General features: G+C 69.4%; 26 protein-coding genes and 1 pseudogene. 14 read left to right on the forward strand and 13 right to left on the reverse strand.

Annotated elements, in window-relative coordinates; genetic code table 11:
- Positions 1–221: 221 nt before the first annotated feature.
- Positions 222–1,442 (reverse strand): acetyl-CoA C-acetyltransferase, encoded by a 1,221-nt coding sequence (locus FHX42_RS00925; RefSeq protein WP_182542189.1) that lies wholly within the window; start codon positions 1,440–1,442, stop codon positions 222–224.
- Positions 1,443–1,566: 124 nt separating this feature from the next.
- A complete protein-coding gene (locus FHX42_RS00930) occupies positions 1,567–2,481 on the reverse strand; it encodes an SGNH/GDSL hydrolase family protein (protein ID WP_182542190.1) in 915 nt (304 codons plus the stop codon).
- A 196-nt stretch (positions 2,482–2,677) separates the two neighbouring features.
- Here FHX42_RS00930 and FHX42_RS00935 point away from each other — a divergent pair, with 196 nt between their 5' ends.
- The 4 genes from FHX42_RS00935 (at position 2,678) to FHX42_RS00950 (ending at position 7,520) form a co-directional block, all read left to right on the forward strand.
- Positions 2,678–4,045, forward strand: coding sequence for a cystathionine beta-synthase (locus tag FHX42_RS00935; RefSeq protein ID WP_182542191.1), 1,368 nt, complete (start codon positions 2,678–2,680; stop codon positions 4,043–4,045).
- A gap of 95 nt (positions 4,046–4,140) precedes the next feature.
- Positions 4,141–5,448 carry a hypothetical protein gene (locus tag FHX42_RS00940; protein WP_182542192.1) on the forward strand — a complete coding sequence of 436 codons (1,308 nt, stop codon included), beginning with the start codon at positions 4,141–4,143 and terminating at the stop codon, positions 5,446–5,448.
- 69 nt (positions 5,449–5,517) lie between these two features.
- Positions 5,518–6,318, forward strand: a complete 801-nt coding sequence (locus tag FHX42_RS00945; RefSeq protein ID WP_182542193.1) for a hypothetical protein — start codon at positions 5,518–5,520, stop codon at positions 6,316–6,318.
- A gap of 62 nt (positions 6,319–6,380) precedes the next feature.
- Positions 6,381–7,520 (forward strand): cystathionine gamma-synthase, encoded by a 1,140-nt coding sequence (locus FHX42_RS00950; protein ID WP_182542194.1) that lies wholly within the window; start codon positions 6,381–6,383, stop codon positions 7,518–7,520.
- Positions 7,521–7,648: 128 nt separating this feature from the next.
- Here FHX42_RS00950 and FHX42_RS00955 read toward each other — a convergent pair whose 3' ends face one another.
- Positions 7,649–7,915 carry a hypothetical protein gene (locus tag FHX42_RS00955; RefSeq protein ID WP_182542195.1) on the reverse strand — a complete coding sequence of 89 codons (267 nt, stop codon included), beginning with the start codon at positions 7,913–7,915 and terminating at the stop codon, positions 7,649–7,651.
- 209 nt (positions 7,916–8,124) lie between these two features.
- The gene (hppD, locus tag FHX42_RS00960; protein ID WP_235986956.1) at positions 8,125–9,270 is read right to left on the reverse strand and encodes a 4-hydroxyphenylpyruvate dioxygenase; all 1,146 of its coding nucleotides are present in this window, start codon (positions 9,268–9,270) and stop codon (positions 8,125–8,127) included.
- Positions 9,271–9,478: 208 nt separating this feature from the next.
- On the opposite strand from hppD, the gene FHX42_RS00965 reads away from it, so the two are divergent.
- On the forward strand, positions 9,479–9,970 hold the full coding sequence (locus tag FHX42_RS00965) for an Lrp/AsnC family transcriptional regulator (protein WP_182542197.1): 492 nt from the start codon (positions 9,479–9,481) through the stop codon (positions 9,968–9,970).
- Between the two features lie 109 nt (positions 9,971–10,079).
- Here the strand turns inward: FHX42_RS00965 and greA are convergent, their stop codons facing one another.
- Together greA and FHX42_RS00975 are read right to left on the reverse strand one after the other, a co-directional pair.
- Positions 10,080–10,568 carry a transcription elongation factor GreA gene (greA, locus tag FHX42_RS00970; protein WP_182542198.1) on the reverse strand — a complete coding sequence of 163 codons (489 nt, stop codon included), beginning with the start codon at positions 10,566–10,568 and terminating at the stop codon, positions 10,080–10,082.
- Between the two features lie 178 nt (positions 10,569–10,746).
- Positions 10,747–11,187 (reverse strand): DUF4307 domain-containing protein, encoded by a 441-nt coding sequence (locus FHX42_RS00975; RefSeq protein ID WP_328795824.1) that lies wholly within the window; start codon positions 11,185–11,187, stop codon positions 10,747–10,749.
- Positions 11,188–11,333: 146 nt separating this feature from the next.
- Between FHX42_RS00975 and mca the strand changes: the two genes are divergently transcribed.
- Both mca and FHX42_RS00985 read left to right on the forward strand, forming a co-directional pair.
- The gene (gene mca / locus FHX42_RS00980) at positions 11,334–12,212 is read left to right on the forward strand and encodes a mycothiol conjugate amidase Mca (RefSeq protein WP_182542199.1); all 879 of its coding nucleotides are present in this window, start codon (positions 11,334–11,336) and stop codon (positions 12,210–12,212) included.
- Between the two features lie 2 nt (positions 12,213–12,214).
- Positions 12,215–12,637, forward strand: a complete 423-nt coding sequence (locus FHX42_RS00985) for a hypothetical protein (protein ID WP_220479410.1) — start codon at positions 12,215–12,217, stop codon at positions 12,635–12,637.
- Positions 12,638–12,712: 75 nt separating this feature from the next.
- Here the strand turns inward: FHX42_RS00985 and FHX42_RS00990 are convergent.
- Positions 12,713–14,005: pseudogene (locus tag FHX42_RS00990) on the reverse strand (AAA family ATPase); the annotation flags it as partial.
- Between the two features lie 163 nt (positions 14,006–14,168).
- On the opposite strand from FHX42_RS00990, the gene FHX42_RS00995 reads away from it, so the two are divergent.
- A complete protein-coding gene (locus tag FHX42_RS00995) occupies positions 14,169–16,196 on the forward strand; it encodes a thioredoxin domain-containing protein (RefSeq protein WP_182542201.1) in 2,028 nt (675 codons plus the stop codon).
- 124 nt (positions 16,197–16,320) lie between these two features.
- Here FHX42_RS00995 and trhA read toward each other — a convergent pair whose 3' ends face one another.
- Positions 16,321–16,998, reverse strand: coding sequence for a PAQR family membrane homeostasis protein TrhA (trhA, locus tag FHX42_RS01000; protein ID WP_182542202.1), 678 nt, complete (start codon positions 16,996–16,998; stop codon positions 16,321–16,323).
- Between the two features lie 188 nt (positions 16,999–17,186).
- Between trhA and FHX42_RS01005 the strand changes: the two genes are divergently transcribed.
- A complete protein-coding gene (locus FHX42_RS01005; RefSeq protein ID WP_182543421.1) occupies positions 17,187–17,963 on the forward strand; it encodes an isoprenyl transferase in 777 nt (258 codons plus the stop codon).
- Between the two features lie 66 nt (positions 17,964–18,029).
- On the opposite strand, the gene FHX42_RS01010 is transcribed toward FHX42_RS01005, so the two are convergent.
- The gene (locus FHX42_RS01010) at positions 18,030–18,278 is read right to left on the reverse strand and encodes a hypothetical protein (RefSeq protein ID WP_328795825.1); all 249 of its coding nucleotides are present in this window, start codon (positions 18,276–18,278) and stop codon (positions 18,030–18,032) included.
- A gap of 246 nt (positions 18,279–18,524) precedes the next feature.
- On the reverse strand, positions 18,525–18,776 hold the full coding sequence (locus tag FHX42_RS01015; RefSeq protein WP_182542203.1) for a hypothetical protein: 252 nt from the start codon (positions 18,774–18,776) through the stop codon (positions 18,525–18,527).
- A gap of 267 nt (positions 18,777–19,043) precedes the next feature.
- On the opposite strand from FHX42_RS01015, the gene FHX42_RS01020 reads away from it, so the two are divergent.
- The 3 genes from FHX42_RS01020 (at position 19,044) to FHX42_RS01030 (ending at position 22,737) form a co-directional block, all read left to right on the forward strand.
- On the forward strand, positions 19,044–20,288 hold the full coding sequence (locus FHX42_RS01020) for a DUF885 domain-containing protein (protein WP_182542204.1): 1,245 nt from the start codon (positions 19,044–19,046) through the stop codon (positions 20,286–20,288).
- A 206-nt stretch (positions 20,289–20,494) separates the two neighbouring features.
- A complete protein-coding gene (locus tag FHX42_RS01025) occupies positions 20,495–21,856 on the forward strand; it encodes a PhoH family protein (protein WP_182542205.1) in 1,362 nt (453 codons plus the stop codon).
- Between the two features lie 494 nt (positions 21,857–22,350).
- On the forward strand, positions 22,351–22,737 hold the full coding sequence (locus tag FHX42_RS01030) for a VOC family protein (protein WP_182542206.1): 387 nt from the start codon (positions 22,351–22,353) through the stop codon (positions 22,735–22,737).
- Here the strand turns inward: FHX42_RS01030 and FHX42_RS01035 are convergent, their stop codons facing one another.
- On the reverse strand, positions 22,738–22,953 hold the full coding sequence (locus FHX42_RS01035) for a DUF397 domain-containing protein (protein WP_407926189.1): 216 nt from the start codon (positions 22,951–22,953) through the stop codon (positions 22,738–22,740).
- Between the two features lie 143 nt (positions 22,954–23,096).
- Positions 23,097–23,525 carry a cytidine deaminase gene (locus FHX42_RS01040; protein WP_182542208.1) on the reverse strand — a complete coding sequence of 143 codons (429 nt, stop codon included), beginning with the start codon at positions 23,523–23,525 and terminating at the stop codon, positions 23,097–23,099.
- A gap of 117 nt (positions 23,526–23,642) precedes the next feature.
- On the opposite strand from FHX42_RS01040, the gene FHX42_RS01045 reads away from it, so the two are divergent.
- Complete coding sequence (locus FHX42_RS01045; protein ID WP_182542209.1) at positions 23,643–24,038, forward strand: VOC family protein; 396 nt, start codon at positions 23,643–23,645, stop codon at positions 24,036–24,038.
- Here the strand turns inward: FHX42_RS01045 and FHX42_RS27225 are convergent.
- Positions 24,028–24,696, reverse strand: a complete 669-nt coding sequence (locus FHX42_RS27225) for a helix-turn-helix domain-containing protein (RefSeq protein WP_182542210.1) — start codon at positions 24,694–24,696, stop codon at positions 24,028–24,030. The two genes, FHX42_RS01045 and FHX42_RS27225, sit on opposite strands and share 11 nt — an antisense overlap.
- A gap of 73 nt (positions 24,697–24,769) precedes the next feature.
- Between FHX42_RS27225 and FHX42_RS01055 the strand changes: the two genes are divergently transcribed.
- Positions 24,770–25,195 (forward strand): pyridoxamine 5'-phosphate oxidase family protein, encoded by a 426-nt coding sequence (locus FHX42_RS01055; RefSeq protein WP_182542211.1) that lies wholly within the window; start codon positions 24,770–24,772, stop codon positions 25,193–25,195.
- Position 25,196 lies beyond the last annotated feature (1 nt).

A 25,196-nucleotide genomic window follows, 5' to 3' on the forward strand; every position in this document is an offset into this window, starting at 1 on the left:
GTTTCGCGCGAAACCGGGTAACCCCAGAAACCATGCTGGTGGTTACCCGGGGTCGCCGGAGCGGCGGTTCACGGGCCGCTCCGGTCACCGGTCCGCGGTTTCCCCGTAAGGGGTTCTTGCAGAAAGCGGCGGAGCCGCTCTGCATCCGTGTACGCAGGCCGACCTGCCTGAGTCCCCCCGCCCGACCTGCTACGCAAGCCGAGCCATGGAAGAGGCAGCGATCAGCTGAGGCGTTCGAGGACCATGGCCATCCCCTGGCCCCCGCCGACGCACATCGTCTCCAGGCCGAACTGCTTGTCGTGCCACTGCAACGAGTTGAGCAGGGTCGTGGTGATGCGCGCACCGGTCATCCCGAACGGGTGCCCCACGGCGATGGCACCGCCGTTGACGTTGAGCCTGTCCAGCGGAACGCCCAGCTCTTGGTAGGAGGGGATGACCTGGGCGGCGAACGCCTCGTTGATCTCCACGAGGTCCATGTCGCCCGGGCTCATCCCGGCCCGGGACAGGGCCTGCTTGGACGCCTCCACCGGACCGAGTCCCATGATCTCCGGGGAGAGCGCGGTGACTCCGGTGGAGACGATGCGGGCCAGCGGGGTCAGGCCGAGCTGCTTGGCCTTGGTGTCGCTCATCACCACCACGGCGGCCGCACCGTCGTTGAGCGGGCAGGCGTTGGCGGCGGTGATCCGCCCGTCGGGGCGGAACACCGGCTTGAGCTGGGAGGCCCCTTCCAGCGTCACACCGGGGCGCGGACCGTCGTCGGCGTCGACGACGGCGCCGGACGGGGTGGTCACCGGGGTGATCTCCCGCGACCAGAACCCGTTGGCGATGGCCTTCTCGGCGAGGTTCTGCGAACGCACCCCGAACTCGTCCATCTCGGCGCGGCTGATCCCCTTGGTCAGGGCCAGGTTCTCGGCCGTCTGCCCCATGGGCAGGTAGACGTCGGGCAGCTGGTCGAACTCGCGCGGGTCGGTCCAGTCCTCGGCACCCTGCTCGGCCCGCTGCCGCGTCCGCTCCTGGGCCTCGTCGAAGGCCGGGTTCTGGGTCTCCGGCAGCGAGTCGGAGTTGCCCTTGGAGAACCGCGAGACGAGCTCGACACCGGCGCTGACGAACGCGTCGCCCTCACCGGAGCGAATCGCGTGCAGCGCCATCCGGGTGGTCTGCAAGCTCGACGAGCAGTAGCGGGTGATGGTCGTTCCGGGCAGGTGGTCGTAACCGAGCAGCACCGAGACCACGCGGGCCATGTTGAATCCCTGCTCCCCGCCGGGCAGGCCGCAGCCCAGCATCAGGTCGTCGAGCTCACGGGGATCCAGCTCGGGGACCTTGTCCAGCGCCGCGCGCACGATCGTGGCGGTGAGGTCGTCGGGGCGCATGTCGGCCAGCGACCCCTTCTTCGCGCGTCCGATGGGCGAGCGCGCGGTGGAGACGATGACGGCTTCGGGCATGGTGGGATGCTCCCTTCCTCCCGCGAACGGGCGGAGGCGACGGGTTGCTCGCGCTCACTGTAGGCCCGCCGGGGCTTGTTGTGCGGTGATGCGCGTCACGATACCGACCACGTGGTATGCGAGGTCAGCTGCCCTTCCGTTGTTTCAGCCGCCGGTTCAGCCACGTGACGAGGCGCTGCGTCGGCCTCCTGGCCTCCGCGGCCGAGGAGCGCGTGGGCGCGTGGGGCAGCGGTGCGCCCTCCCAGGCGTCGAGCGCGTGGCACAGGGCGGGCAGCAGTACCTCGACGACGGCTTCGTACCCGGCGGCCGAGGGATGGAAGCGATCCCGGCTGAATAACTCGGTGGGATGAGTCAGGAACTCGGGGGAGAGCAGATCCGCCAACGGCACCGCGTGACCGCCGGCCTCCTCGACCACGCGTCGTTGCGCCTTGGCCAGCGACAGGCTCATCGTGCGGACCACGGAGCGCAACGGCTGCGGGATCGGGCGGATCGCCCCGAGATCGGGACAGGTCCCCGCGACCACGGCCACGTCCGCTGCTCGCAGCCGCCGCACGGCCTGCCCGAGCAGTTGGGTGCTCTTGTGCGCGGGCAGTTGCGAGGTGACGTCGTTGGCCCCGATGAAAATGATCACGACTCGGGGTGGGCGGCGCAGCACCTCGTCCACCTGCGCGTCCAGCTCGCGGCTGGTGGTGCCCACGATCGCGTGGGTGCTCAGCGCCACCGGGTGTTCGAGTTCGGCGGCCAGGCCACGTGCCAGCAGCACGCCCGGCAGTTGTTCGGGCACGTCGACCCCGAGTCCGGCGGCCGTGGAGTCACCGATGATCGCCAGTTCCAGCGGAGCGATCCCGTCCGACGGTCGGGGGTCCGTGCCGTCGGGCAGGTGGATGCCGTCCGCGCGCAGTGGTGCGTTCTCCGGAGGGCCGATCACTCGCCGGGCGTGCCGGGACTGCCCGTTGAGCAGTCCGTAGGCCGCTCCGGACAGACCACCGAGCGTGCCCGCCGCGAACGCGGCGAGCCGGACCAGTCTCAGCCCGATCATCGTCCCTCCTCGTGACTCGCGCGAAACGGCCTCCGCGCACAGTGTGCGTGCTCGACGACCTCCGCACTGGTGGTGACACAGCGGCGGTTCGATTCGTTCCCGAGCCGTATGTCGTCACACCGACCGTTTGGGTTAGCGCCGTGGTCGACGATTAGGCTCCGGGTCACAGGCGGAGACAAGGGAGAGGACTCGCACGGTGGACTACGCTGAGCACGTGGCCGACCTGGTCGGCAGCACCCCGCTGGTGAAGCTGAACGCCCTCGGTGGGGGACTGTCGACACCGATACTGAGCAAGATCGAGTACTTCAACCCCGGGGGCAGCGTCAAGGACCGGATCGCGCTGCGGATGATCGAGGCCGCGGAGGAGTCCGGGGAGCTGCGCGCCGGCGGCACGATCGTGGAGCCCACCTCCGGCAACACCGGGGTCGGCTTGGCGATGGTGGCCCAGCGCAAGGGCTACCGCTGCGTGTTCGTGTGTCCGGACAAGGTCAGCGAGGACAAGCGCAACGTGCTGGAGGCGTACGGCGCCGAGGTCGTGGTGTGCCCGACCGCCGTGCCGCCGGAGCACGCCGAGTCCTACTACAGCGTTTCCGACCGGCTGGCCGAGCAGGAGGGGTACTGGAAGCCCAACCAGTACAACAACTCGGCCAACCCCGAGTCGCACTACAACACCACGGGTCCGGAGATCTGGGAGCAGACCGAGGGGCGCATCACGCACTTCGTGGCCGGTATCGGTACCGGCGGCACGATCTCGGGCGCGGGCCGCTACCTCAAGGATGTCTCCGACGGTCGCGTGCGCATCGTCGGCGCCGACCCGGAGGGATCGGTGTACTCGGGCGGCAAGGGCAGGCCCTACCTGGTGGAGGGAGTGGGCGAGGACTTCTGGCCCACGACCTACGACCACGACATCTGCGACGAGATCATCGCGGTCTCCGACGCGGACTCCTTCGGGATGACCCGGCAGCTGGCCCACGAGGAGGCCCTGCTGGTCGGCGGCTCCTGCGGAATGGCCGTCGCGGCGGCGCTGCGGTTGGCCGAACGCACCGGACCGGACGACGTGATCGTCGTGCTGCTTCCCGACGGGGGTCGCGGCTACCTCACCAAGGTCTTCAACGACTCGTGGATGGCCTCCTACGGGTTCTTGTCGCCGGACCACAGCGGTGGTTCGGTCGGTGACGTGCTGCGCCGCAAGGACGGCACCATTCCCGAGCTGGTGCACGTGCATCCGAACGAGACGGTCGCCGAGGCCGTGACCATCCTGCGGGAGTTCAGCGTCTCCCAGATGCCGGTGGTCAACGCGGAACCGCCGATCATGGCCGCCGAGGTCGCCGGTGCGGTCAACGAGCGGGACCTGCTGCAGGCCCTGTTCGCGGGGAAGGCCAATCTCGCCGACCGGGTGGAGACGCACATGTCGCCGCCGCTGCCCACGATCGGCGCGGGCGAGGAGATCAGCTCCGCGATGACCGCGCTGACCAATGCGGACGGAGCGATGGTGCTCGTGGACGGAAAGCCGGCGGGCGTGGTGACCCGGCAGGACGTGCTCGCGTTCATCGCCGGTCGGTGACCAATCGTTACACGTGGGCACTATGCTGCCACGTGATCGGATAGTCTGCTGGGCGCACGCGCCCAGATTCATGCCCAAGGGGGTCAGGAAACTCGATGAGCTCTCCGCAACCGCCCGCTGACGGTCAGCAGGGACAGCCAGAGCCCGACGGCCAGCAGGACGGCAGTTCCGCCAACCAGAACGAGTCCGGTGCCGACTCCACGCAGGTCGTCCGGCCGGCGCAGCCTCCGCAGGAGCAGCAGCCGCAGCAGGAGAGCGGACAGCCTTCCGGTGCCGACTCCACGCAGGTCGTCCGGCCGGCGCAGCCTCCGCAGGAGCAGCAGCCGCAGCAGGAGAGCGGACAGCCTTCCGGTGCCGACTCCACGCAGGTCGTCCGGCCGGCGCAGCCTCCGCAGGAGCAGCAGTCTCCGCAGGAGGGGGGCGGCTCGACGCAGGTCGTGCCGCCGTCCATGCAGCCGCCGCAGCCGATGTACGAACAGCCCGGCCTGGCCGGGCAGCAGCCGGGATACCCGCAGCAGCCGCCCCAGCAGCCCGGCATGGCTCCGCCCCAGGGACAGCCGGGCACCCCGAGCGGTGGATTCCCCGCTCAGCAGCCGTTCGTTCAGCAGCCCCCTCCTCCCGGGCAGCCCGGGATGCCCCCGCCCGGCCAGCCCGGTATGCCGGGCATGGGCAAGGCCGGTGATCCCAACAAGGGCGTCGCTATGGGGGCGGCCTGGACCGCAGTCGGCCTCGGTGGTCTGCTCGCGGTGCTCCAGATCATTGTGCTGATCATGTTCATGGGCAGCTACGAGCAGCTCCAGCAGGCCCAGCAGATGATGGACCAGTACGGCCAGATGGGCGAGCAGTACGGCGTCAGCACGCCCGACGTGGAGCTGCCGTCCTTCGGGCTGGTCATCTTCCTGCTCGTTGTTCAGATCATCGTCTCCCTCACGATGGTGACGGGCGGGCTGCTCATCAACGCTCGCAAGAAGGTGGGGCCGCTACTCTCCGCTGGTGCCGCAGCGGTGTTCGTGATCTCCGTGATCATCAACATGGTCTCGTACTTCTCCGCGGTCCAGATCGTGTCCTTGCTTCTCTCCGCCGCGGTGGGTGTGCTCGCGATGCTGCCGCAGACCCGCTCCTACGTTTCCGGTGGCGCCGCCCCGGCCGCAGCCGGTGGCTACGGGCCGCCGCCGGGTGCGTTCGGTCAGCCGGGCATGCCCCCGCAGTCCGGTGGCATGCCGCCCCAGCCTCAGCATCAGGGCATGCCCCCGCAGCCGGGGCAGCAGCCGCAGGCGCCCTACGGACAGCAGCCGCAGGCTCCCTACGGGCAACAACCACAGGCGCCCTACGGGCAGCAGCCCGGTGGTCCGTCGCCGTACGGCCAGCCGCCGCAGCAGCCGGGTCAGCCACCCCAGTGGTGACCGGTTGATCGAGTCCAGTGGCCCCCGACCAGGCGTCGGGGGCCACTTTCGTCCGGCGTCAGGAAGTAGGTGCCCGCCGTGCAGCCCCAGCCCCACGGGCAGCAGCCCCCGCAGCCCCCGCAGCCGTACCAGCAGGTTCCCCAGCAGCCGTACCAGTACGATCCTCACGCTCAGCAGTACCAGCAGCCGTACCCGTACGCGCAGCAGTATCAGCAGTGGTATCCGCAGTGGTGGGGCGCTCCCGCCGGGGAACCCAGCGGCATCACGACGCTCGTGGCGGCGGTGCTCGGTCTGCTGATCGGAGTCACCTGGATCGTGGGTGTGTCGGCCCTGATCATCACCGCCCCCGATGTCGAGGTCGGCGGTATGGCGGTCGCCGCGGGAATCGCCTTCGTGCTCTCGGTGCCCTCGCTGATCGGTTCCGTCGCGCTGTTCGTCCGGCGCGGTTTCGGCCGCTGGCTCCTGATCGTGGGGCTCGCGCTGTCGGTGCTTCCCTCGGGGTTCGTCGTCGTCGCGTCCTTCACCACGTCGCCGGGACCACCGCAGGGGCTCCTGCTGCTCTCGGTCTCGGTCCTGGTCTTCTCGATCGCGGGAATCGTGCTGGCCTCCTCGCCGACGACCAGTCGCTACCTCGGGGCGGTGAAGCAGTACGCCCGGCAGCCCGGTCATCCCGCGCAGCAGGCCTACCCCCAGTACGCCCAGCAGGCCTACGCGCAGCAGGGTTACCAGTACCCCCAGCAGGGCTGCCCCCAGCAACCGCAGCAGGGTTATCTACAGCAGGGCTATCCGCAACAGGGTTACCAGCAGCCCCAGTATTCGCAGCAGCCCGGCCCACTCCAGCAGCCCGGCCCGCTCCGACACTGGGGATGAGTCGTGCGGGGTCGCGGGCGGCCCGCGCGGATCGCCGTCGCCCGGCGTCGTAGGCTTCCGGTATGAGCGACGGCTTCGCCACCCGCGCGATTCACGCGGGCCAGCAACCGGACCCCGCGACCGGATCGGTGATCACGCCGATCCACGCCACCTCCACCTACGCCCAGGACGGCGTCGGGCAGCAGCGTGCCGGGTACGAGTACTCGCGCACCGGCAACCCCACCCGCACCGCGCTGGCGGAGTGCCTGGCCTCGCTGGAGGGCGGCAGGCACGGGCACGCCTTCGCCTCGGGCATGTCGGCCACCGACGCGGTGCTGCGCGCCGCCCTGCGTCCCGGTGACCACCTCGTGATCCCCGACGACGCCTACGGCGGCACGTTCCGCCTCATCGACAAGGTCCTGAGCGGCTGGGGCGTGGAGTACACCCCCGTCCCGGTCTCCGACGTGGACGCCGTGCGCGCGGCGATCCGCCCGAACACCAAGATGCTCTGGATCGAGACGCCGACGAACCCCCTGCTCAACATCGCCGACCTGTCCACGTTGGCCCAGCTCTCCCACGACACCGGCACGCGGCTGGCCGTGGACAACACCTTCGCCTCCCCGCACCTGCAGCAGCCGTTGGAGCACGGCGCCGGCGTCGTCGTGCACTCGACGACGAAGTACCTCGGCGGCCACTCCGACGTGGTCGGCGGCGCCGTGGTGACCTCCGACGACGAGCTCGCCGAGCAGGTCGGCTTCCTGCAGAACAGCGCCGGAGCCGTGCCCGGCCCCTTCGACGCGTGGTTGACGCTGCGTGGCCTGAAGACGCTGGCGGTGCGCATGGAGCGGCACAGCCGCAACGCGGAGCGGGTCGTGGAGGCGCTGGAGAACCACCCGAAGGTCTCCCACGTGATCTACCCGGGCCTGGAGCAGCACCCCGCCCACCAGGTCGCCGCCAAGCAGATGCGGCACTTCGGCGGCATGGTCTCCTTCCTCCACGCCGACGGCCCGGAGGCGGCGCTGGAGATGTGCGCCCGCACCCGACTGTTCACCCTCGCCGAGTCCCTGGGCGGGGTCGAGTCGCTGATCGAGCATCCCGGCAGGATGACCCACGCCAGCACCGAGGGATCACTGCTGCAGGTGCCCGCGGAGCTGGTTCGGCTGTCGGTCGGCATCGAGGAGGCCGACGACCTGGTCGAGGACCTCCGGACCGCGCTGGGGTAGAAGGATGCACGGCTCGGCTTGCGCAGCGGTGCGGGCTCCGGACTGGGTCCGTCCGTGCCGGGGTTTGTGCGATTTTCCCTAAAGTTGTGCCACAACTTTAGGGAAAATCGTGAAACCACCGCGGCGGGTCAGGGGCGCAGTACGGGGGCGGTGACCGTGGTGTCGACGCCGAGGGGGTGCCGGACAGGGGGATCGGGTACGGGGGCGGGCGGGAAATCCTGCCTGGTGACGCAGCCGCCGACCAGTTCGACGACTCCGCCCCGCACCCGGTACCTGCCGGGGTCCTCGCAACCGGCGCTGGCCACCGTGAACACCGCCGCACCGGACAGTGCCGTGGCCGTGGCGATACCGGTGACCAGCGGGATCATGCCCGCGGTGGAGGTCAGCCGTGCCATGAGCCCTCCCAGGACAGTGCTGTGACGGGCGCCGTCCCACGGCGGCTGCGAACCCGTCCGGGCGCTGCACCGAGGATACCCAACGGCACGCGCACGGGCCGCTTCTCGGCGGCACCGCAGCGGTGTCGGTGGTGTGTCGAAGACCGCCGACACCGCTGAACGGGTGGCGCCGGGATCGCCCGAGTGCCGGGGAGGAGCTCGGCGGGCGGCTACAGGTTGCCGCGCAGTTCCTGCTCCCGCTCGATGGCCTGGAACAGGGCCTTGAAGTTGCCGATGCCGAAGCCGAGCGAACCGTGCCGCTCGATGAGCTCGAAGAACATGGTCGGGCGGTCACCGATGGGCTTGGTGAAGATCTGGAGCAGGTACCCGTCCTCGTCGCGGTCGACGAGGATGCCGTGCTCCTTGAGCGTCTCGATCGGCAGCCGCACCTCACCGATGCGCGCCCGCAGCTCGGGGTCGTCGTAGTAGGAGTCCGGGGTCGCCAGGAACTCCACCCCGGCCGCGCGCATCTCGGTGAGCGTGGTGAGGATGTCGTTGGTGGCCAACGCGATGTGCTGGCAGCCCGAGTCCCCGTAGAACTCCAGGAACTCGTCGATCTGCGACTTCTTCTTGCCCATCGCGGGTTCGTTGAGCGGGAACTTCACCCGGTGGTTGCCGTTGGCCACGACCTTGCTCATCAGCGCCGAGTAGTCGGTCATGATGTCGTCGTCGACGAACTCGGCCATGTTCACGAAGCCCATGACCCGGTTGTAGAAGTCGACCCACCGGTCCATCTCGCCCATCTCGACGTTGCCCACGCAGTGGTCCACCGCCTGGAACAGCCGCTTCGGAGCCTCGGCCGGCTTGCGGTAGCCGCTCGTCCTGGCGACGTAGCCCGGCAGGTACGGCCCGGTGTAGCCGGAGCGGTCGATGAGGGTGTGCCGGGTCTCGCCGTAGGTGGCGATGGCGCCCCTGCGGATGGTGCCGTGCTCGTCGGAGACGTCGTTGGGCTCCTCGAGCACGGTCGCTCCCTGGGCGCGGGCGTGCTCGACGCAGCGGTCGACGTCGGTGACCTCCAGCGAGATGTCGGTCACGCCGTCCCCGTGCTTGCGGTGATGATCGGCCAGTGGGCTGGCGGGGTCGACCGCGCCCTGAATGACGAACCGGGCCGATCCTGACTTGAGCACGTAGGACTTGTGGTCCCGGTTGCCGTGCTCGGGGCCGGTGTAGGCGATCAGTTCCATGCCGAAGGCGCTCTGGTAGAACAGGGCGCTCTGGGTGGCGTTGCCCGCGGCGAACACCACGGCGTCCAGGGAGCGAACGGGGAACGGGTCCCGCGACGCGTCGTGGTCGACCAGTCCGACGAGCTGGCGCATCTGGTCGAAGGTGACGGCGTCGATCTCCCCGGTGCGGGGGTTGGCGGTGCTGGTCACGATGCCCTCCTGCACTTCTCGCGAGCTTGGTGATCCCAGCGTGCGAGCCCGGGGCATCTTGAGCAATGGCGGCTTCGATTACTGTACAAACTGCTCAACGAGCGGCCGACGATCGGTGCCGACGGCAATCAGACTGACCAGGAGGTGTGACATGGCTCCCACGGGCGACGACGATCCGCTGGACGGGCTCGACGCGCGGCTGTTGCTGCTGCTGTCCGACGAACCGAGGCTCGGGGTGCTGGAGTGCTCGCGTCGGCTGGGAGTGGCCCGCGGCACGGTCCAGGCCAGGATGGATCGCATGGTGCGGCGCGGAGTGCTGCGGGGGTTTCCCCCGGAACTCGACCTGGCGGCGATGGGATACGGGTTGACCGCCTTCGCCGTGCTGGAGATCGCCCAGGGGCAGCGGGCCACGGTCGCCGAGCGCCTCGCGGCCATCGACGAGGTGTGCGAAGTGCACGCCACCACGGGGCAGGGGGACCTGTTCGTGCGGATGGTGGCGCGCTCGAACGCGGACCTGCAGCGCGTCATCGACACGGTCGTGGCCGTGCCCGCGGTGCGGCGGACCTCCACCTCGATCGCACTGTCCACCCCGGTGCCCCCGCGGGTGCGCCCACTACTGGAGAACCTGGCCAACGACGAATAGCGGAATCCGCGGGCCGGTCTGCGCGGTGGGCCGGGTGGGGGGACCTCAGACGCTGCCTCGCTGAGGTCCCCCCACCTGCACCGCTAAGCGACTCAATCCGTGTCTCCGTCTATCCGGAGAAGGGTTCGGCCTTGACCAGGGTGACTCGCATGGTCCCCCCGTTGGGCAGGTCGTACTCGCGGGTCTCGCCCTCGCGGGCGTCCAGCAGCGCCTGGCCCAGCGGCGAGCTCGGCGAGTACACCTCCAGCTCCCCGTGAGCGCCTTCCTCCCGGTTGGCCAGCAGGAACTTCTCGTTCTCGTTCTCGCCCTCGTAACGCACGGTTAGCACCGAGCCGGGGCGAGCGACACCGGACTCCGTGGGGATGTCGCCGACCTGGGCCGTACGCAGCAGCTCCTGGAGCTGGCGGATGCGGGACTCCATCTGCCCCTGCTCTTCACGGGCCGCGTGATAACCGCCGTTCTCCTTGAGGTCGCCTTCCTCGCGGGCCTCGTTGATTTTCTCGGCGATCACCGGGCGGCCGGCCACGAGTTCGTCCAACTCGGTCTTGAGCCGGTCGTAAGCATCCTGGGTCAGCCAGGTCGCCTGGGTCTCGCTCACGGTCACCACTCCTCGTAGACGGCGGCTCCGCGCTCCGCGGGCCGGAACCCTCCGAGCCCCGTGAGGCACGGAATGGAAAAACACGGCCCGTACCGGGACCGTGCTGTGCCTACGATAACACGAGCGAGGCCACTCGGGGATTGATTTCGTCCGACGATCAGTCCGCTGTGGCGGTGTTTCACCCGGTTGGCCGTGTCGGTTCGAGCAGGTACTCCGGAACGTCGTAGTCGCATCCGTACACGTTGCCGGCCACCGGAGGCTGGCTGGTGGTGATCACCGTGGTGGGGTGGGACAGCCCCGAACTCGGCGGGACCAGGACCTCCCTGCGGCCGGTCTCGGTGCCGTCCAGCGACCGGGCGCGGACGACGCACACAGCCGGGCGCCGCGGCTGGTCCCGGCGCACCTCCAGGGTCATGCGCAGCGAATTGTCGTCCAGTGCCCGGTAGGTCATCCGCTTGCCCTCGATGGGGGCGCTGCCCAGGTTGTCGTAGGCCACGAACGCCGCGCCCAGGCCCGCCAGGGCCACCAGGGCGGTCAGTAACCACCGCATCCGATTCGATGGTGAGCGCTTGCGGGGGCGCACGCCGTAACGCCCCTCCGGGGGCTGCTGATCTGTCACGGGAGTCTCACCCCTTCGTGGGCCGTGGAGAAAATGTCGGTCCTTCGGGAACAATGGGGACCGGCGCCCACGTTGAGTATCCCTGGGGTGTTCCGGTCACGGTCAGCGGGGCCGGTCCGAGGCGAACGGAAAGGATTACTCCGGCGATGGCCGATAAGCTGCGTCTGATGACCGTGCACGCGCACCCGGACGATGAGGCGAGCAAAGGTGCCGCCACCACAGCGCGTTATGTGGACGAGGGGCACGAGGTGATGGTGGTCACCTGCACCGGCGGTGAGGCGGGCAGCATCCTCAACCCGGCGATGGAGCGCCCCGAGGTCGTGGAGAACCTGCCGGAGATCCGGCGTGCGGAGATGGCCGAGGCCGCGAGCCTTCTCGGGGTCGAGCACCGGTGGTTGGGCTACGTGGATTCGGGCCTGCCGGAGGGCGACCCGCCACCACCGTTGCCCACGGGCTGCTTCGCGGTGGAACCGCTGGAGGGGCCGACCGGGGATCTGGTCGGGGCCATTCGCGAGTTCCGCCCGCACGTGCTGATCACCTACGACGAGACCGGCGGGTACCCGCACCCGGACCACGTGCGCACCCACGAGATCTCGATGGCAGCCTTCGACGCGGCCGCCGATCCCGAGATCCACCCCGAGCACGGGAAGCCCTGGCAGCCGTTGAAGCTGTACTACTCCCACGGGTTCTCCCGCAAGCGGATGCAGCTGTTCCACGACGCCCTGCTCGAGCGGGGGCTGGAATCGCCGTACGGGGAGTGGTTGGCGAAGTGGGACTCGTCCCGACCGGACCCGCACGAGCGGGTGACCACCAGGGTCGAGTGCGGCAAGTACTTCGACGTGCGTGACGACGCGCTGCGAGCCCACGCCACGCAGATCGATCCGCACAGCCGCTGGTTCGCGGTTCCGCTCGACATCCAGCGCGCGATCTGGCCGACCGAGGACTACGAGCTGGTCCGCTCGTTGGTGGACACGACATTGCCGGAGGACGACCTGTTCGCCGGGGTTGGAGAAGAGCGGGTGTGAACGTGAGCGGTGTGGAGACTGTGGCGGTCGTGCTGGCCCAGCCGGACTTTCCCGGCGGGGAGTCTCCCAACGGCGGCCAGGGGGCGGGCTTCGGCAAGTCCACCCCGGTGGGGTTGCTGCTGCTGATCGTGTTGCTGATCGGAGTGGTCTTCCTGGTCCGCTCCATGAGCAAGCACATCAGGGGTCTGCCCGGCAACTTCGACCAGGGCAGGGCCACGGCGGCGGCCCCGGCCCGCGTCAAACGAGCCGAGGCGGCGCGGCAGTCCGAGCAGGACTCCGAACGGACCGAGCGGGATTCCGAGAGATCACGGGGAAGTCCGGATCACGAGGGCTCGGAGGAGACCGACGAAGCTTCCTCCGCCGCGACGAAGTCGGCGACGACGGAGAGTGACGCGGGGAGCGCGAAGAGCGAGAGCACCTCTTAGTCACACGGTTTCGCGTGCTTGTCCCGAGGCGTGGAGTCACTGCTCTTCGCGCGTCGGTCGAGCAGTGTTGGTTCCGGGGGCCGCCGCCCCCGGAAAACGCGCGGGCTCGCTCCAGACCCGCAGCGCGGGGACCGAGACGATCTCGTGCTCGGGGTAGCGCAGTGCTGTCAGCTTGCCGCCGAAAACGCAGCCGGTGTCCAGGCACAGGGTGCGGTTCTCCCACTCGGGTTCGGGAGTGGGCGTGTGCCCGTACACCACGACCGCTTTGCCCCGGTACTCACGTGCCCAGGGATAACGTATCGGCAGGCCGTACTCGTCGGTCTCGCCCGTGGTGTCGCCGTAGAGGGCGAAAACGCGCACCCGGCGTGAGGCGCGGCCGTGGTAGCGCTCGGGCAGGCCCGCGTGGGCGACCACGAGGTTGCCGTGGTCGAGCACGTAGTGCACGGGGAGTTCGGCGCAGAAATCCAGCACTCGCTGGCGGAACCCCTCGCCGGCCTCGTCCAGCTGCGCCAGCGACTCCGCCAGTCCGTGGGAGACCCGGACGTTGTGACCGCGCAGCGCGCGGACCAGCTTGTCCTCGTGATTGCCCGTGATCACCAGGGCGTGGCCGGAGTCGGCCATGCCCATCGCCAACCGCAGCACCCCCGGGGTGTCCGGTCCGCGATCGACCAGGTCGCCCAGCAGCAGAGCCCGCCGCTCGTCGGGGTGGTGCGCGTCGACCGCCCGGCCCGACGAGTCGCGGTTCAGGTGGTAGCCGAGCTCGCTCAGCAGCGTTTCCAGCTCCTGGCGGCATCCGTGCACGTCCCCGATGACGTCGAACGGTCCCGTCTCGTGTCTCCTGTCGTTGTGCAGCGGATTCAGCCGAACCCGCGCCGAGTTCACCTCGGACTCGTCCCGCAGCACGTGGACCTTGTGGAAGCCTTCCTCGCGCAGCGGCTTCAGGCTGCGTTGCAGGTCCTTGTGCTGGCGCCGGACGACCCCCGCGCGGATGGAGCGGTCCGGGCGGTCGGTGCTGCGCCGCACGCACACCGTCTCCGGCAGGTCGAGCACGATCGCCACGGCCAGTACGTGGTGTCGGCGAGCCAGCCGTAGCAGGCCCTGCCTGGCGTGTTTGTGCACGTTCGTGGCGTCCACGACGGTGAGCAGCCCTCTGGAGAGGCGCTTCTCCGCCACGGAGTGCAGGATCTCGAAGGCGTCGTCGGTCGCGCCCTGATCGTTCTCGTCGTCGGAGACGAGACCGCGGTAGTGGTCGCTGGACAGGATCTGCGTCGGCAGGAAGTGTTCGGCGGCGAACGTGGACTTGCCCGCTCCCGCCGCGCCGACCAGTACCACCAGTGACCGGTCCGGGACGTCGATGGCGCGGCTCATGAGGGGGCTTCCCGTCGATCGTTTCGGCTTGGCCGCGTGGTTTCGCGCGAGACCGGATTTTATGGAACCAGGGTTTCGCGCGAAACTCGAATTCCCGGCCGCGGGCTGCTCCGGGAGTGCGGTCGTCGCGACGGAAGTCGTCGCGACATGGGACGCTGCGGGTATGGCACAGCGGCTAGCACAGGCGACCAGCCCGTACCTGCTCCAGCACGCCGACAACCCGGTCGACTGGTGGCCCTGGTCCCAGGAGGCTTTCGACGAGGCGCGGCGGCGGGACGTGCCGGTGTTGCTGTCGATCGGTTACGCCGCTTGCCACTGGTGTCACGTCATGGCCCACGAGTCCTTCGAGGACCCCGAGATCGCCGAGGTGATGAACGAGAACTTCGTCAGCATCAAGGTGGATCGCGAGGAGCGGCCCGACGTGGACGCCGTCTACATCGAGGCCACCCAGGCGATGACCGGTCAGGCCGGATGGCCGATGACCTGCTTCCTGACTCCCGCCGGTGAGCCCTTCCACTGCGGGACGTACTACCCGGCACGGCCACTGCACGGGATGCCGTCGTTCCGCCAGTTGCTCGACGCCGTCGCGCAGGCGTGGCGGGAACGGGGCGACGAGGTCCGCCGGACCGCCACCAACGTGGCCGAGCAGCTGGCCGCCCAGGGCAGCGCGCTGCCCGAGTCGCCGGTGGACGACGAGACCCTGGCCACGGCCGTGTCGCAGCTGCACTCGGAGTTCGACGCGGAGGCGGGCGGTTTCGGCGACTCCCCGAAGTTCCCGCCGTCCATGGTGGTGGAGTTCCTCCTGCGCCACCACGAGCGCGCCGGCGACGAGGGCACCGGCCGAACCGCGCTGGGGATGGCCGAGGACGTCTGCGAGTCCATGGCCAGGGGCGGTATCTACGACCAGTTGGCGGGTGGGTTCGCCCGCTACAGCGTCGACGCGAAGTGGGTCGTGCCGCACTTCGAGAAGATGCTCTACGACAACGCCCTGCTGCTGCGGGCCTACGCCCACCTCGCCCGACGTCACGGTGCCGGTTCCCTGGCCGAGCGCGTGACGCGGGAAACCGCGCGGTTCCTGCTGCGCGAAATGCACACGCCCGAGGGAGGCTTCGCCGCCTCCCTGGACGCCGACACCGACGGTGTCGAAGGACTGACCTACGTCTGGAAGCCCGAGGAACTGCGTCAGGTCCTCGGTGCCGAGGACGGAGCGTGGGCCGCCGAGCTGTTGATGGTGACGACGGAGGGCACTTTCGAGCACGGGGCATCCACGTTGCAGCTGCGTCACGACCCCGACGACTGGCAGCGGTGGCGCCGCGTTCGCGACCTCCTCCACGAGGCGCGGTCGCACCGTCCGCAACCGCCGCGTGACGACAAGGTCGTGACGGCCTGGAACGGGATGGCCATCGTCGCGCTGGTGGAGACGGCCACGGCGCTGGACGAGCCGGAGTGGCTTCGGGCCGCCGAGCGGGCGGCCACCCTCATCGCCGACGTGCACCTCCGTGACGGGCGGCTGTACCGGAACTCGCGCGCGGGTGCGGCCGGACACGCCGCGGGAGTGCTCGAGGACTACGGATGCCTGGCGGAGGGGCTGCTCAGCCTGCATCAGGCCACGGCGGAGCCGGAGTGGCTCGAGCGGGCCTGCCGACTGCTGGACACCGCGTTCGACCTGTTCGCCGACGCCGACAACCCCGGTGCCTTCCATGACACCGCCTCCGACGCCGAAGCGCTGGTGCGACGCCCCTCCGATCCCACCGACAACTCCAGTCCCTCCGGGGCGGCGGCGTTGACCTCCGCGGCCGTCACCGCCTCCGCCCTCGCGGACGAGGACCGCGCTCCGCGCTATCGCCGCGAGGCGGAGCAAGCGCTGGGGCGCGCGGGGCTGCTCGCGCAGCGAGCCCCGCGCTTCGCGGGTCACTGGTTGGCCGCCGCCGAAGCACTCGGACACGGGCCGCTCCAGGTCGCCGTGGCCGGCGAAGCCGGCGGCGACCGGGCGGCCCTGATCAGCGCCGCGCGGCGGCGCGCTCCGGGTGGGGCGGTGGCGCTCGCCGGGGAGCCGGAGGCGAGCGGCGTGCCGCTACTGGCCGGGCGCTCGTCGGTCGACGGAGCCCCGGCGGCCTACGTGTGCCGTGGCTTCGTGTGCGACCGGCCGGTCACGAGCGTGTACGAACTCGTCGCGACGCTCGGGGACTGATCCGGGCTCGCGCGGGCGACGCCGTGGTGAACGGGCCGTTTTGGCGGTGTGACTGCCCGAACGGTCCGTTCACCCTTTGAGACAGCGACCCGGGCCCTGACGACGATCCGGCCGGAAACCTCGGTCAGGAGTAGAGGGCCAGCCAGATGGCGATGTGGTGGCAGAGGGCGGCTGCCGACACCGCCGCGTGGAAGAACTCGTGGTAGCCGAAGGTCTCCGGCCAGGGGTCGGGCCTGCGGGCGGCGTAGCAAACCGCCCCCGCCGTGTAGAGGATCCCGCCGACCACCAGCAGGACCAGCGCGGTCACCCCCGCGTTGCTGAGCAGGTTGGGCAGCACGAACACGGCCACCCACCCCAGCGCGACGTAGACCGGAAGACTCACCCAGCGGGGACCGTTCGGCCAGGCCAGCTTGAGCACGACACCGCCGAGAGCCCCGCCCCAGACGATCGCGAGCACGACCGCTCCCGTGGTGGGCTGCATGGCCATCATCGCCAGCGGGGTGTAGGTGCCCGCGATGAACAGGAAGATCATCGAGTGGTCGAGTCGCCGCATCCAGGTGCGGGCGCCGACCGTGTTCCACGTCTTGCGGTGGTAGAGCGCGCTGACGCCGAACAACCCCAGCACGGTGGCGACGTAGATCGAGGTGCCCAGTGCCGCGCGCCCCGAGACCGTGACTGCGGCCAGCGTGATCAGGGCCGCACCGGCGACGCAGGCCACGACGAGTGACCAGAGGTGAATCCAGCCGCGCAACCGTGGTTTCACGAACGCCAGGGATTGGCGGGAGGAGAACGCCTTAGTCATACCCCGGAGGTTACGGTAGTTCGGCCGGGCGGGCGGTATGGCTGCCCTCACCTCACCGGCGAAGTCGTCCACCGGAGGTGAAACACCTCGTGCGTGAGCGACGGGACGATCCGGACGAAGGCGACAGCCGCCACGGTCGGGTCAGGGAGTTGCCGTGCTCGGTGACGATCCGCGTAGCCTCATGGAACGTGGCGCTCAAGGTTCGGCTACGTGAACTGATCTATGACCTCTACGAGCGGCGCCTGCGCCGCCAACTCGTCGATGTCCAGCCTCCCAGACATGTCGGCGTGATCCTGGACGGTAACCGCCGGTGGGCCAAGGAAGCGGGTTTCGACGCCGTCTACGGGCACCGCGCGGGCGCGCGCAAGATCACCGACTTCCTCGGCTGGTGCCAGGACGCCGGTGTCGAGGTCGTCACGCTGTGGTTGTTGTCCACCGACAACCTGGCGCGCTCCAGCAAGGAGGTCGACTCGCTGCTGGAGATCATCGCCGGGGTGGTGGAGGAGCTCACCGAGCCCGGTACCCCGTGGAGGGTCCGGATCGTGGGAGCACAGGACCTGCTGCCCACGCGGATCTCCGCCCGGATCTCGGCGGCGGCCCTGCGCACGGAGGGGCGTTCGGGCATGGAGGTCAACGTGGCGGTGGGCTACGGCGGGCGCAGGGAGATCGCCGACGCCGTGCGCAAGCTGCTCCAGCAGCACGCCGAGGCGGGGACGACGATCGAGGAGCTGGCCGAGGGGCTCGATGTCGAGCACATCGCCGAGCACCTCTACACCTCTGGTCAGCCCGATCCGGAACTGCTGATCCGCACGTCCGGGGAGCAACGCCTCTCGGGGTTCATGCTCTGGCAGTCCGCCCACTCGGAGTTCTGGTTCTGCGAGGCGTACTGGCCGGCGTTCCGCCGCATCGACTTCCTCCGCGCGTTGCGCAACTTCGCGACTCGCCACCGCCGATTCGGCTATTGACCCACGCGTGGCCCACGCAGCAAAGGAGGGGCCGGATCACCGGCCCCTCCCGTAGTGCTGTGGTGATCAGCTCACGGAAGTGGGGTGATCCACGACGGGGGCGTTGACGCACTCGCTGGCCTGCGGCGAGCCGATCGGCACGACAACGCCGAGCACGGCGACGTTGTTGCCGCAAGCCTGGACCGGCAACACGCTGATGTTGTTGTCGTTGAGGAGGTTCACGCCGTCGTTGTCGTGAGTGTCGGCACTGGCGACGGGGGCCAGCGCGATCATGCCGGCGGCGGCACCGCCGATGATAGCTGCCTTCTTCAGCACTGGAACTCACTCTCCTTGTTTCGAGCTGGGTGAAATCTGGGGACGGACGGTGTCCCGGACAGCGCACTCAAGCGCATCATTGGGGATGATGCTGCGCCCGAGTGCGGAATCCATTACGCTCCCACCGCGAATCGTGGGTGCGTGAACTTCCGGATTCTTGCGTCGGGTGAGAAAAAGGAGACTCGGAAGTGCGGACCGATCTCCTCGCCCACGACCGGTCGAGGGGAGTCCTCGGTGCCGGCTGTGTCAGCCCACTGCGGTGGGGTGGTCCACGATGGGGGCGTTGACGCACTCGCTGGCCTGCGGCGATCCGACAGGGACGGTGACTCCGATCACAGCGCTGATGTTGTTGCCGCAGAGTTGAATCGGCACGACACTGGCGTTGTTGTCGTTGAGGACGTTCACGCCGTCGTTGTCGTGAGTGTCGGCACTGGCGACGGGGGCCAGCGCGAGCATACCGGCGGCGGCGCCGCCGATGATAGCTGCCTTCTTCAGCACTTGGTTAGCTCCTTGTTGGTACGGGCGATGCGAGCACGGAGTCCACTTCGAAAGAACCCCAGTAGTTCCACCGTGGTACGCACTCGGTGTGAAACATACACAGCCACTCACCTACTCCGAAAGCTAACTAACACCATCGTGTGATCATTGGATTTACCCCTCAAGTTCCGTTCATCAGGGTTTTCCGATATTTGTTCATGTTCGGGGGGGGCTCCGCCGGATCCGCTGCGACTGGGAACGTCCTCGCGTGGGCATTATCGTCCGGACATGGACGTGCGCACGCTTGTCACCGAGTACCTGATGCTCGGGTTGCGGTTCGGCCGGCTCGTACCGGGTTTCGTGGACTCCTACACCGGAGATCCGCGATTGCGCGCGCGTGTCGATGCCGAGGAGCGGCCCGACCCGGCGCGATTGGCGAGCGCGGCGGCCCGGCTGCGTGCCCGGCTGGACCAGGTCCCGCTGTCCCGACGGCGCCGCACCTTCCTGGAAGCGCAGCTGCGGGCGCTGGAGTGCTCCGGACGCAAACTGGCCGGCAGCCGCATGTCCTTCCGCGGCGAGCTGCGGGAGTACTTCCAGGTCGAGGTGTCCTTCGGTGACCAGGACGAGTACCGGCGCGCCCACGCCGAACTCGACGAACTGCTGACCGGTGGCGGCCCCCTGGCCGACCGGCTCGCGGCGTTCCGGGAGAGCACTCGGGTGCCGCCGGATCACCTCGAGCGGTGCGTGCGGGTGTTGTCGGGAGCGTTGCGGCAACGCGTCCGCGGCGTGTTCGGCCTGCCTCCGGGGGAGACCGTGGAGTATCGGATCGTGACCGGCGAACCGTGGTCGGGGCTGCACAGCTATCTCGGCAATCACCGGTCACGGGTGGTCGTCAACGCCGACAGCACCGTCCGGATGGCCGGCCTGGCACACCTGGTAGCCCACGAGGCCTACCCCGGTCACCACACCCAGGACTGCCACACCGACCGGTTTCCCGACGACCCGGCTCCGTCCGAACGGTCGATGTGCCTGCTCAACACCCCGCAGTCGCTGATGGCGGAGGGACTCGCCGAGCTCGGTCTGGTCGTCACCGTCGGTCCCGGCTGGGGTGGCTGGCTCCGGGAGGTCTTCGCCGAGCTCGGTCTGCACCTGGACGGGGAGCGGGCGGAGCGGTTGGACGCGATCATGAACGTGCTGCGCCCGGTCCGCCAGGACGCGGCCCTGATGCTGCACGAGTACCACGCCGACGTCGACGACGTCCTCGCCTACCTGCGGCGTTGGCTGCTCGTTTCGGAGGAGAAGGCGCGGCAGCTGGTGCGGTTCCTGTCCCATCCGTCGTGGCGCGCGTACACGACGACCTACGTGGAGGGACGGCGGCTGCTGAGCTCCTGGTTGGACGCACGGCCCCCGACGGTCTCGGCGGCGCAGCGCTACGCGGCGTTGCTGAGCGAACCCCCGACCCCCCGGACGGTGGCCGAGCGCGTCCCCCGCGCGGAGCAAAGCTCTCGTGTGCTCCGTGTGGCCCAGCGGTGACGATCCGTTGAATCACCTGTGTGGGTGCCTGTGTAGAGGCGGACGACGCAGGTAGCGTCCGGTGTGACGGACCGTGCCATATGCGGTCCGTTCGGGGAGGCCCTGGCCGTGGCAGGATCGGGCGGTTGCACCCCCCAGGCGCGACGAGGGCGACCCGGCCCGCCGACGTGCGGGCGTGGGCCAGCCATGCCCGCGAGGGAGTAGCCGTGACCACACGACGTTCCCAGCCGCAAGCGGAGTCCTCCGGCTCCGCGAGCCAGTCTTTCGGCACCACAGACACTCGCACCTACGTTCTCGACACCTCCGTGCTGCTGTCCGACCCCTGGGCGGCGACCCGCTTCGCCGAGCACGACGTGGTCCTGCCGTTGGTGGTGATCAGCGAGTTGGAGGGCAAGCGCAGGCACCCCGAGCTCGGTTGGTTCGCGCGGGAGGCGCTGCGCGAGCTCGACGAGTTGCGAACGCGGCACGGCCGGCTCGACGCACCGGTACCGGTGGGCGAGCAGGGCGGCCGGCTGAACGTGGAGCTGAACCACTCCGACCCGCAGGTGCTGCCGCCCGGCTTCCGCACCGACTCCAACGACGCCCGCATCCTGGCCTGCGCGTTGAACCTCGCGGCCGACGGTCATCAGGTGACCCTGGTGACCAAGGACATGCCGATGCGGGTCAAGGCGGCCTCGGTCGCCCTGGACGCCGACGAGTACCGGGCGCAGGACGTGATCTCCTCCGGCTGGACGGGGATGGCCGACGTCGACGTTCCACCGGACGCCGTGGACGCGCTGTTCAAGGACGGCGTGGTCGACGTCGACGACGCCAGGGACCTGCCCGCCAACACCGGGTTGCGCCTGCAGGCGGGAACGCAGCGCGCGCTGGGTCGGATGACCGCGGACAAGGAAGTCAAGCTGGTGCGCGGGGACCGGGAGGCCTTCGGCCTGCACGGGCGTTCGGCGGAGCAGCGCATCGCGCTGGACCTGCTGATGGATCCCGAGGTCGGCATCATGTCCATGGGTGGGCGTGCCGGGACCGGCAAGTCGGCGCTGGCGCTGTGCGCGGGGCTGGAGTCGGTGATGGAGCGGCAGCAGCACCGCAAGGTGGTGGTGTTCCGCCCCGTCTACTCCGTGGGCGGCCAGGACCTGGGCTACCTGCCCGGCGGGGAGAACGACAAGATGCAGCCGTGGGCGCAGGCGGTCTACGACACGCTGGGCGCGCTGGCCGGGCAGAACGTCATCGACGAGGTCGTCGACCGCGAGATGCTGGAGGTGCTGCCGCTGACCCACATCCGGGGCCGGTCGCTGCACGACTCGTTCGTCATCGTCGACGAGGCGCAGTCGCTGGAGCGCAACGTGCTGCTGACGGTGCTGTCGCGACTCGGGGCGAACTCGCGGGTGGTGCTCACCCACGACGTCGCCCAGCGCGACAACCTCCGCGTCGGGCGCCACGACGGGGTGGCGGCGGTGATCGAGAAGCTCAAGGGGCACCCGCTGTTCGCCCACATCACGCTGACCCGCTCGGAGCGCTCGCCGGTCGCGGCCCTGGTCACCGAGATGCTGGAGGGCGAGTTCACCCCCTGACGCCGCCGCGGTGAACGGACCGTTCGGGCGGTGCGAATGCCCGAACGGTCCGTTCGCTCCGTTCGGACCGCCCGGCTGGTGGGTGTTCGACCGTCCTGACACCGGACGTCTCAGGCGACGAGCACGTTGGCGTCGAGGACCACGCTCACCGGTCAGCGCCCGGTCGTACCCTGAGCCGCTCGGCCTGTTCGATCAACGGCGCGTGGTCGGCCTCCGCGGTGGTGGTGCGATTTTCCCTAAAGTTGTGCCACAACTTTAGGGAAAATCGCACAAACCCCGGAACGGAAGGGGACCAGGCCGGGGCCCACCCGCTCAGCAGCACAGGCCAATCCGTGGGGCTTCTTAAGCCGGTCCCGTGGAGTCTTACGCAGGACGTCCGAAGCACGGTGGTCTTGCGGTGTGGGTTTCGGTCGTGCTTGGATTCCCTCTCGACGTCGCGTGTCGGTGGCGGACAGCGTCAGGCATGGAGGCGCCGGTCTTTCGGAAGGTCCTCGATGACCACCCTGTTCAACCACACGATCATCGCCGCGCACGACAAGCAGCGGTCGGCGTCCTTCTTCACCGAGATGTTCGGCCTGCCCCCGGCCGAGCCGGGTGGGGTCTTCCTCGTCGTCCACCTCGACGGCGGTGTCCTGCTCCAGTTCGCCGAGCCGGGGATCGACTTCCCGCCGCAGCACTACGCGTTCCTCGTGACCGAGGACGACTTCGACGGCATCCACGGGCGGATCCGAACCGCCGGTGTCGAGCACTGGGCCGATCCGCACGGCAAGCTGCCCCAGCAGTACAACACCAACCACGGCGGACGTGGCGTGTACTTCTGCGACCCGTCCGGCCACTACCTCGAAGCCATCACCCGGCCGTACGGCTCGGATCCGGGCTGATCAGCTCCGGTGGTCGAAGTCCCCGGCCCTGGCGTGATCGAGGAAGGCGCGCCATGACCGGGGCGTGACGGCGAAGGCGCCGCCGTCGGGGTTCTTGGAGTCGCGGACCCCGACGACGGTGCCCGTCATCCGCACCTCCACGCAGTTGTCGTTGGCTGCCGCCCTGCGGCTGCTCTTGAACCAGCCCGTGTCCCGATGGCTGCTGGGCATGGTCATCCCTCTTCCGCGATGCGATTGATCAGTCGGAGCGAGTCGGCATCACTCGACGCGAGTTGGTGCAGGCGTTCGAACGCCCGAAGCAAGCGGTCTCGGCGTCTTCGTCGAAGCAACCGGTGGTGAGGATGCCACAACGGCTTCGTTCACTCCGCGCGGTCGGTGCTCCAGACGTTGCGCCAGTAGTAGGGGTGTGCTTCTTCGAGCTGCACCCAGCGGGGGTTCGTGAAATCCGTCGGTTCGGGAACAGCCACCCTGACGTCCGGTCCGTGAGTGATGAGCCGCTCCATGCAGATGCCGCACGGGCTGAGGATCACGTACCGGTGGACGGACTCGCGGAGCACGCACGCCGACGCGATGACCGGGTTTCCCCGCTTGTGCGCTTCCGCGAAGGCGCCCACCTCGTGGCAGAACTGCGTGCTGGGGTTGAGCGCTTCGGGGGAGGTGCTGGTCAGAATCGTCCCGTCGTCCAGGAGCATCGCGGCCGCGCCTTCGACGTCGTTCGGATCGGGGAAGCGGGTGTCGATGAGCTCGCGCGCGGCGGAAGCGAGCGCATCGAGCTGTGATTCGCGCATCCCGGAACCCTAGATCGGCCGCCACCGGTGGTCCAGCGGTCCAGCGTCCCCGTATCCGCCGCCCCGGTGTCCGATTCGTTCAATGCCGAACGCTCGATCGGCCTCTACGGTTCACCCATGACGATGCAATTCAGTGCTCTGGGACTGGTCGCCGACGACATGGCGAAGACGCTGGCGTTCTACCGCCTGCTCGGTCTCGACATCCCTGCCGGGGCCGACGCCGAACCGCACGTGGACGTGATCGTGCCGGGCGGAGTGCGGTTGATGTGGGACACCGCGGAGGCGGTGCGCTCGATCGACCCCACGTGGAAACCGCCGTCCGGCGGGCACCGGGTGGCGCTGGCCTTCGACTGCGGCTCCCCGGCCGCGGTGGACAGCGCGTACGCCGAGATCACTGCGGCGGGGCACGCAGGTCACCACGCACCGTGGGACGCCCCCTGGGGGCAGCGCTACGCGACCGTGCTCGATCCCGACGGCAACCCCGTGGACCTGTTCGCGACCTTCACGAGCTGACCAGCTTCGCGAAGCTCGCGCCGGCCAGGTCCCTGGTCTCCCGGATCAGGTGCGCCTGGTCGGCGTAGCCGGTGCGAGCGGCGATCACCGCGCCGGAGGGCTCCGACTCGGCCAGGTGCAGCGCGGCCCGGAAGCGCAGGATCCGCGCGAGCGTTTTCGGGCCGTAGCCGAACTGCCGCAGGCACCGGCGGTGCAGCTGCCTCTCGCTCAGGTTCACGTGCTCGGCCACCGTGGGCACCGCCGCGCCCTCGCGGAGCAGTCCGACGATCGCCGACGTTCGCGGGTCCGGCGCGGCGTTCGAGGGTGCGAAGCTCTCCAGCGCACCTCCGGGATCGGCCGCCTCGGCGACCCGTTCGACGAACGCTCTCGTCCGGTCGTCACCCATCAGCTCGGTCAGCGGCACGCGGGTGTTGCGCAGCTCGGCGGCGGGAACCGCCAGGAGCCCGGGCAGCGCACCCGGCGGAAAACGCAGGCCGACGTAGTGATCACCCGCGCGTCCCCGCACCTCGTGCGGTCGCGTGTCCGGGCCCGCGACGACGACATCACCGTCCATCCGGATCAGGTCCATGCACCCGTCGGGCAGCACGTCCCCCGGTCCGGTGACGGTCGTCCGCCACACGACCGCACCCGCGATCACCGATTGCCGTTGCTCGTACACACTTCGAGTGTGCCAGTCACCTTCCGGCGCGGTTCGGGGCGAACTTGTCGGTGCCCGCGGCTAGATTCGGCCCATGTCGCTAACCACAGCCGAACGCGAGCAGTTCCTGGCCGAGCCGCACGTCGCGGCGCTGTCCGTGTCGGCCGGTCCGAACCGCGGACCGCTGACCGTGCCCATCTGGTACCAGTACTCGCCCGGCGGCGAGGCGTGGGTGCTGACCGAGGCCGACTCCAGGAAGGCCCGGCTCATCGAGGCGGCCGGGTGCTTCAGCCTCATGGTCGAACGGGTCGAACCGACCGTGCGCTACGTGTCGGTGGAGGGCCCGGTGTCACGGACGGTGCCCGGCACCGGCGAGATGCTGCGGGAGATGAGCAGGCGCTACCTCCCCGCGGAGAAGGCCGGGCCCTACGTCGAGTTCGCCGAGGCCGAGCTGGGCGAGCAGGTGGCCGTCTTCCTGAGACCACAGCGGTGGCTCTCCGCCGACCTCGGCTCGACCTGAC

Source organism: Halosaccharopolyspora lacisalsi, from assembly GCF_014137975.1.
Taxonomy (GTDB): domain Bacteria; phylum Actinomycetota; class Actinomycetes; order Mycobacteriales; family Pseudonocardiaceae; genus Halosaccharopolyspora; species Halosaccharopolyspora lacisalsi.

Bases quoted from the DNA above. Each gene is read 5' to 3' on its own strand.
- FHX42_RS00925 (WP_182542189.1), bottom strand. From the start codon at position 1,442: ATGCCCGAAGCCGTCATCGTCTCCACCGCGCGCTCGCCCATCGGACGC.
- FHX42_RS00930 (WP_182542190.1), bottom strand. From the start codon at position 2,481: ATGATCGGGCTGAGACTGGTCCGGCTCGCCGCGTTCGCGGCGGGCACG.
- FHX42_RS00940 (WP_182542192.1), top strand. From the start codon at position 4,141: ATGAGCTCTCCGCAACCGCCCGCTGACGGTCAGCAGGGACAGCCAGAG.
- FHX42_RS00950 (WP_182542194.1), top strand. From the start codon at position 6,381: ATGAGCGACGGCTTCGCCACCCGCGCGATTCACGCGGGCCAGCAACCG.
- FHX42_RS00955 (WP_182542195.1), bottom strand. From the start codon at position 7,915: ATGGCACGGCTGACCTCCACCGCGGGCATGATCCCGCTGGTCACCGGT.
- hppD (WP_235986956.1), bottom strand. From the start codon at position 9,270: ATGCGCCAGCTCGTCGGACTGGTCGACCACGACGCGTCGCGGGACCCG.
- FHX42_RS00965 (WP_182542197.1), top strand. From the start codon at position 9,479: ATGGCTCCCACGGGCGACGACGATCCGCTGGACGGGCTCGACGCGCGG.
- mca (WP_182542199.1), top strand. From the start codon at position 11,334: ATGGCCGATAAGCTGCGTCTGATGACCGTGCACGCGCACCCGGACGAT.
- FHX42_RS00995 (WP_182542201.1), top strand. From the start codon at position 14,169: ATGGCACAGCGGCTAGCACAGGCGACCAGCCCGTACCTGCTCCAGCAC.
- trhA (WP_182542202.1), bottom strand. From the start codon at position 16,998: ATGACTAAGGCGTTCTCCTCCCGCCAATCCCTGGCGTTCGTGAAACCA.
- FHX42_RS01020 (WP_182542204.1), top strand. From the start codon at position 19,044: ATGGACGTGCGCACGCTTGTCACCGAGTACCTGATGCTCGGGTTGCGG.
- FHX42_RS01030 (WP_182542206.1), top strand. From the start codon at position 22,351: ATGACCACCCTGTTCAACCACACGATCATCGCCGCGCACGACAAGCAG.
- FHX42_RS01035 (WP_407926189.1), bottom strand. From the start codon at position 22,953: ATGACCATGCCCAGCAGCCATCGGGACACGGGCTGGTTCAAGAGCAGC.
- FHX42_RS01040 (WP_182542208.1), bottom strand. From the start codon at position 23,525: ATGCGCGAATCACAGCTCGATGCGCTCGCTTCCGCCGCGCGCGAGCTC.
- FHX42_RS01045 (WP_182542209.1), top strand. From the start codon at position 23,643: ATGACGATGCAATTCAGTGCTCTGGGACTGGTCGCCGACGACATGGCG.
- FHX42_RS01055 (WP_182542211.1), top strand. From the start codon at position 24,770: ATGTCGCTAACCACAGCCGAACGCGAGCAGTTCCTGGCCGAGCCGCAC.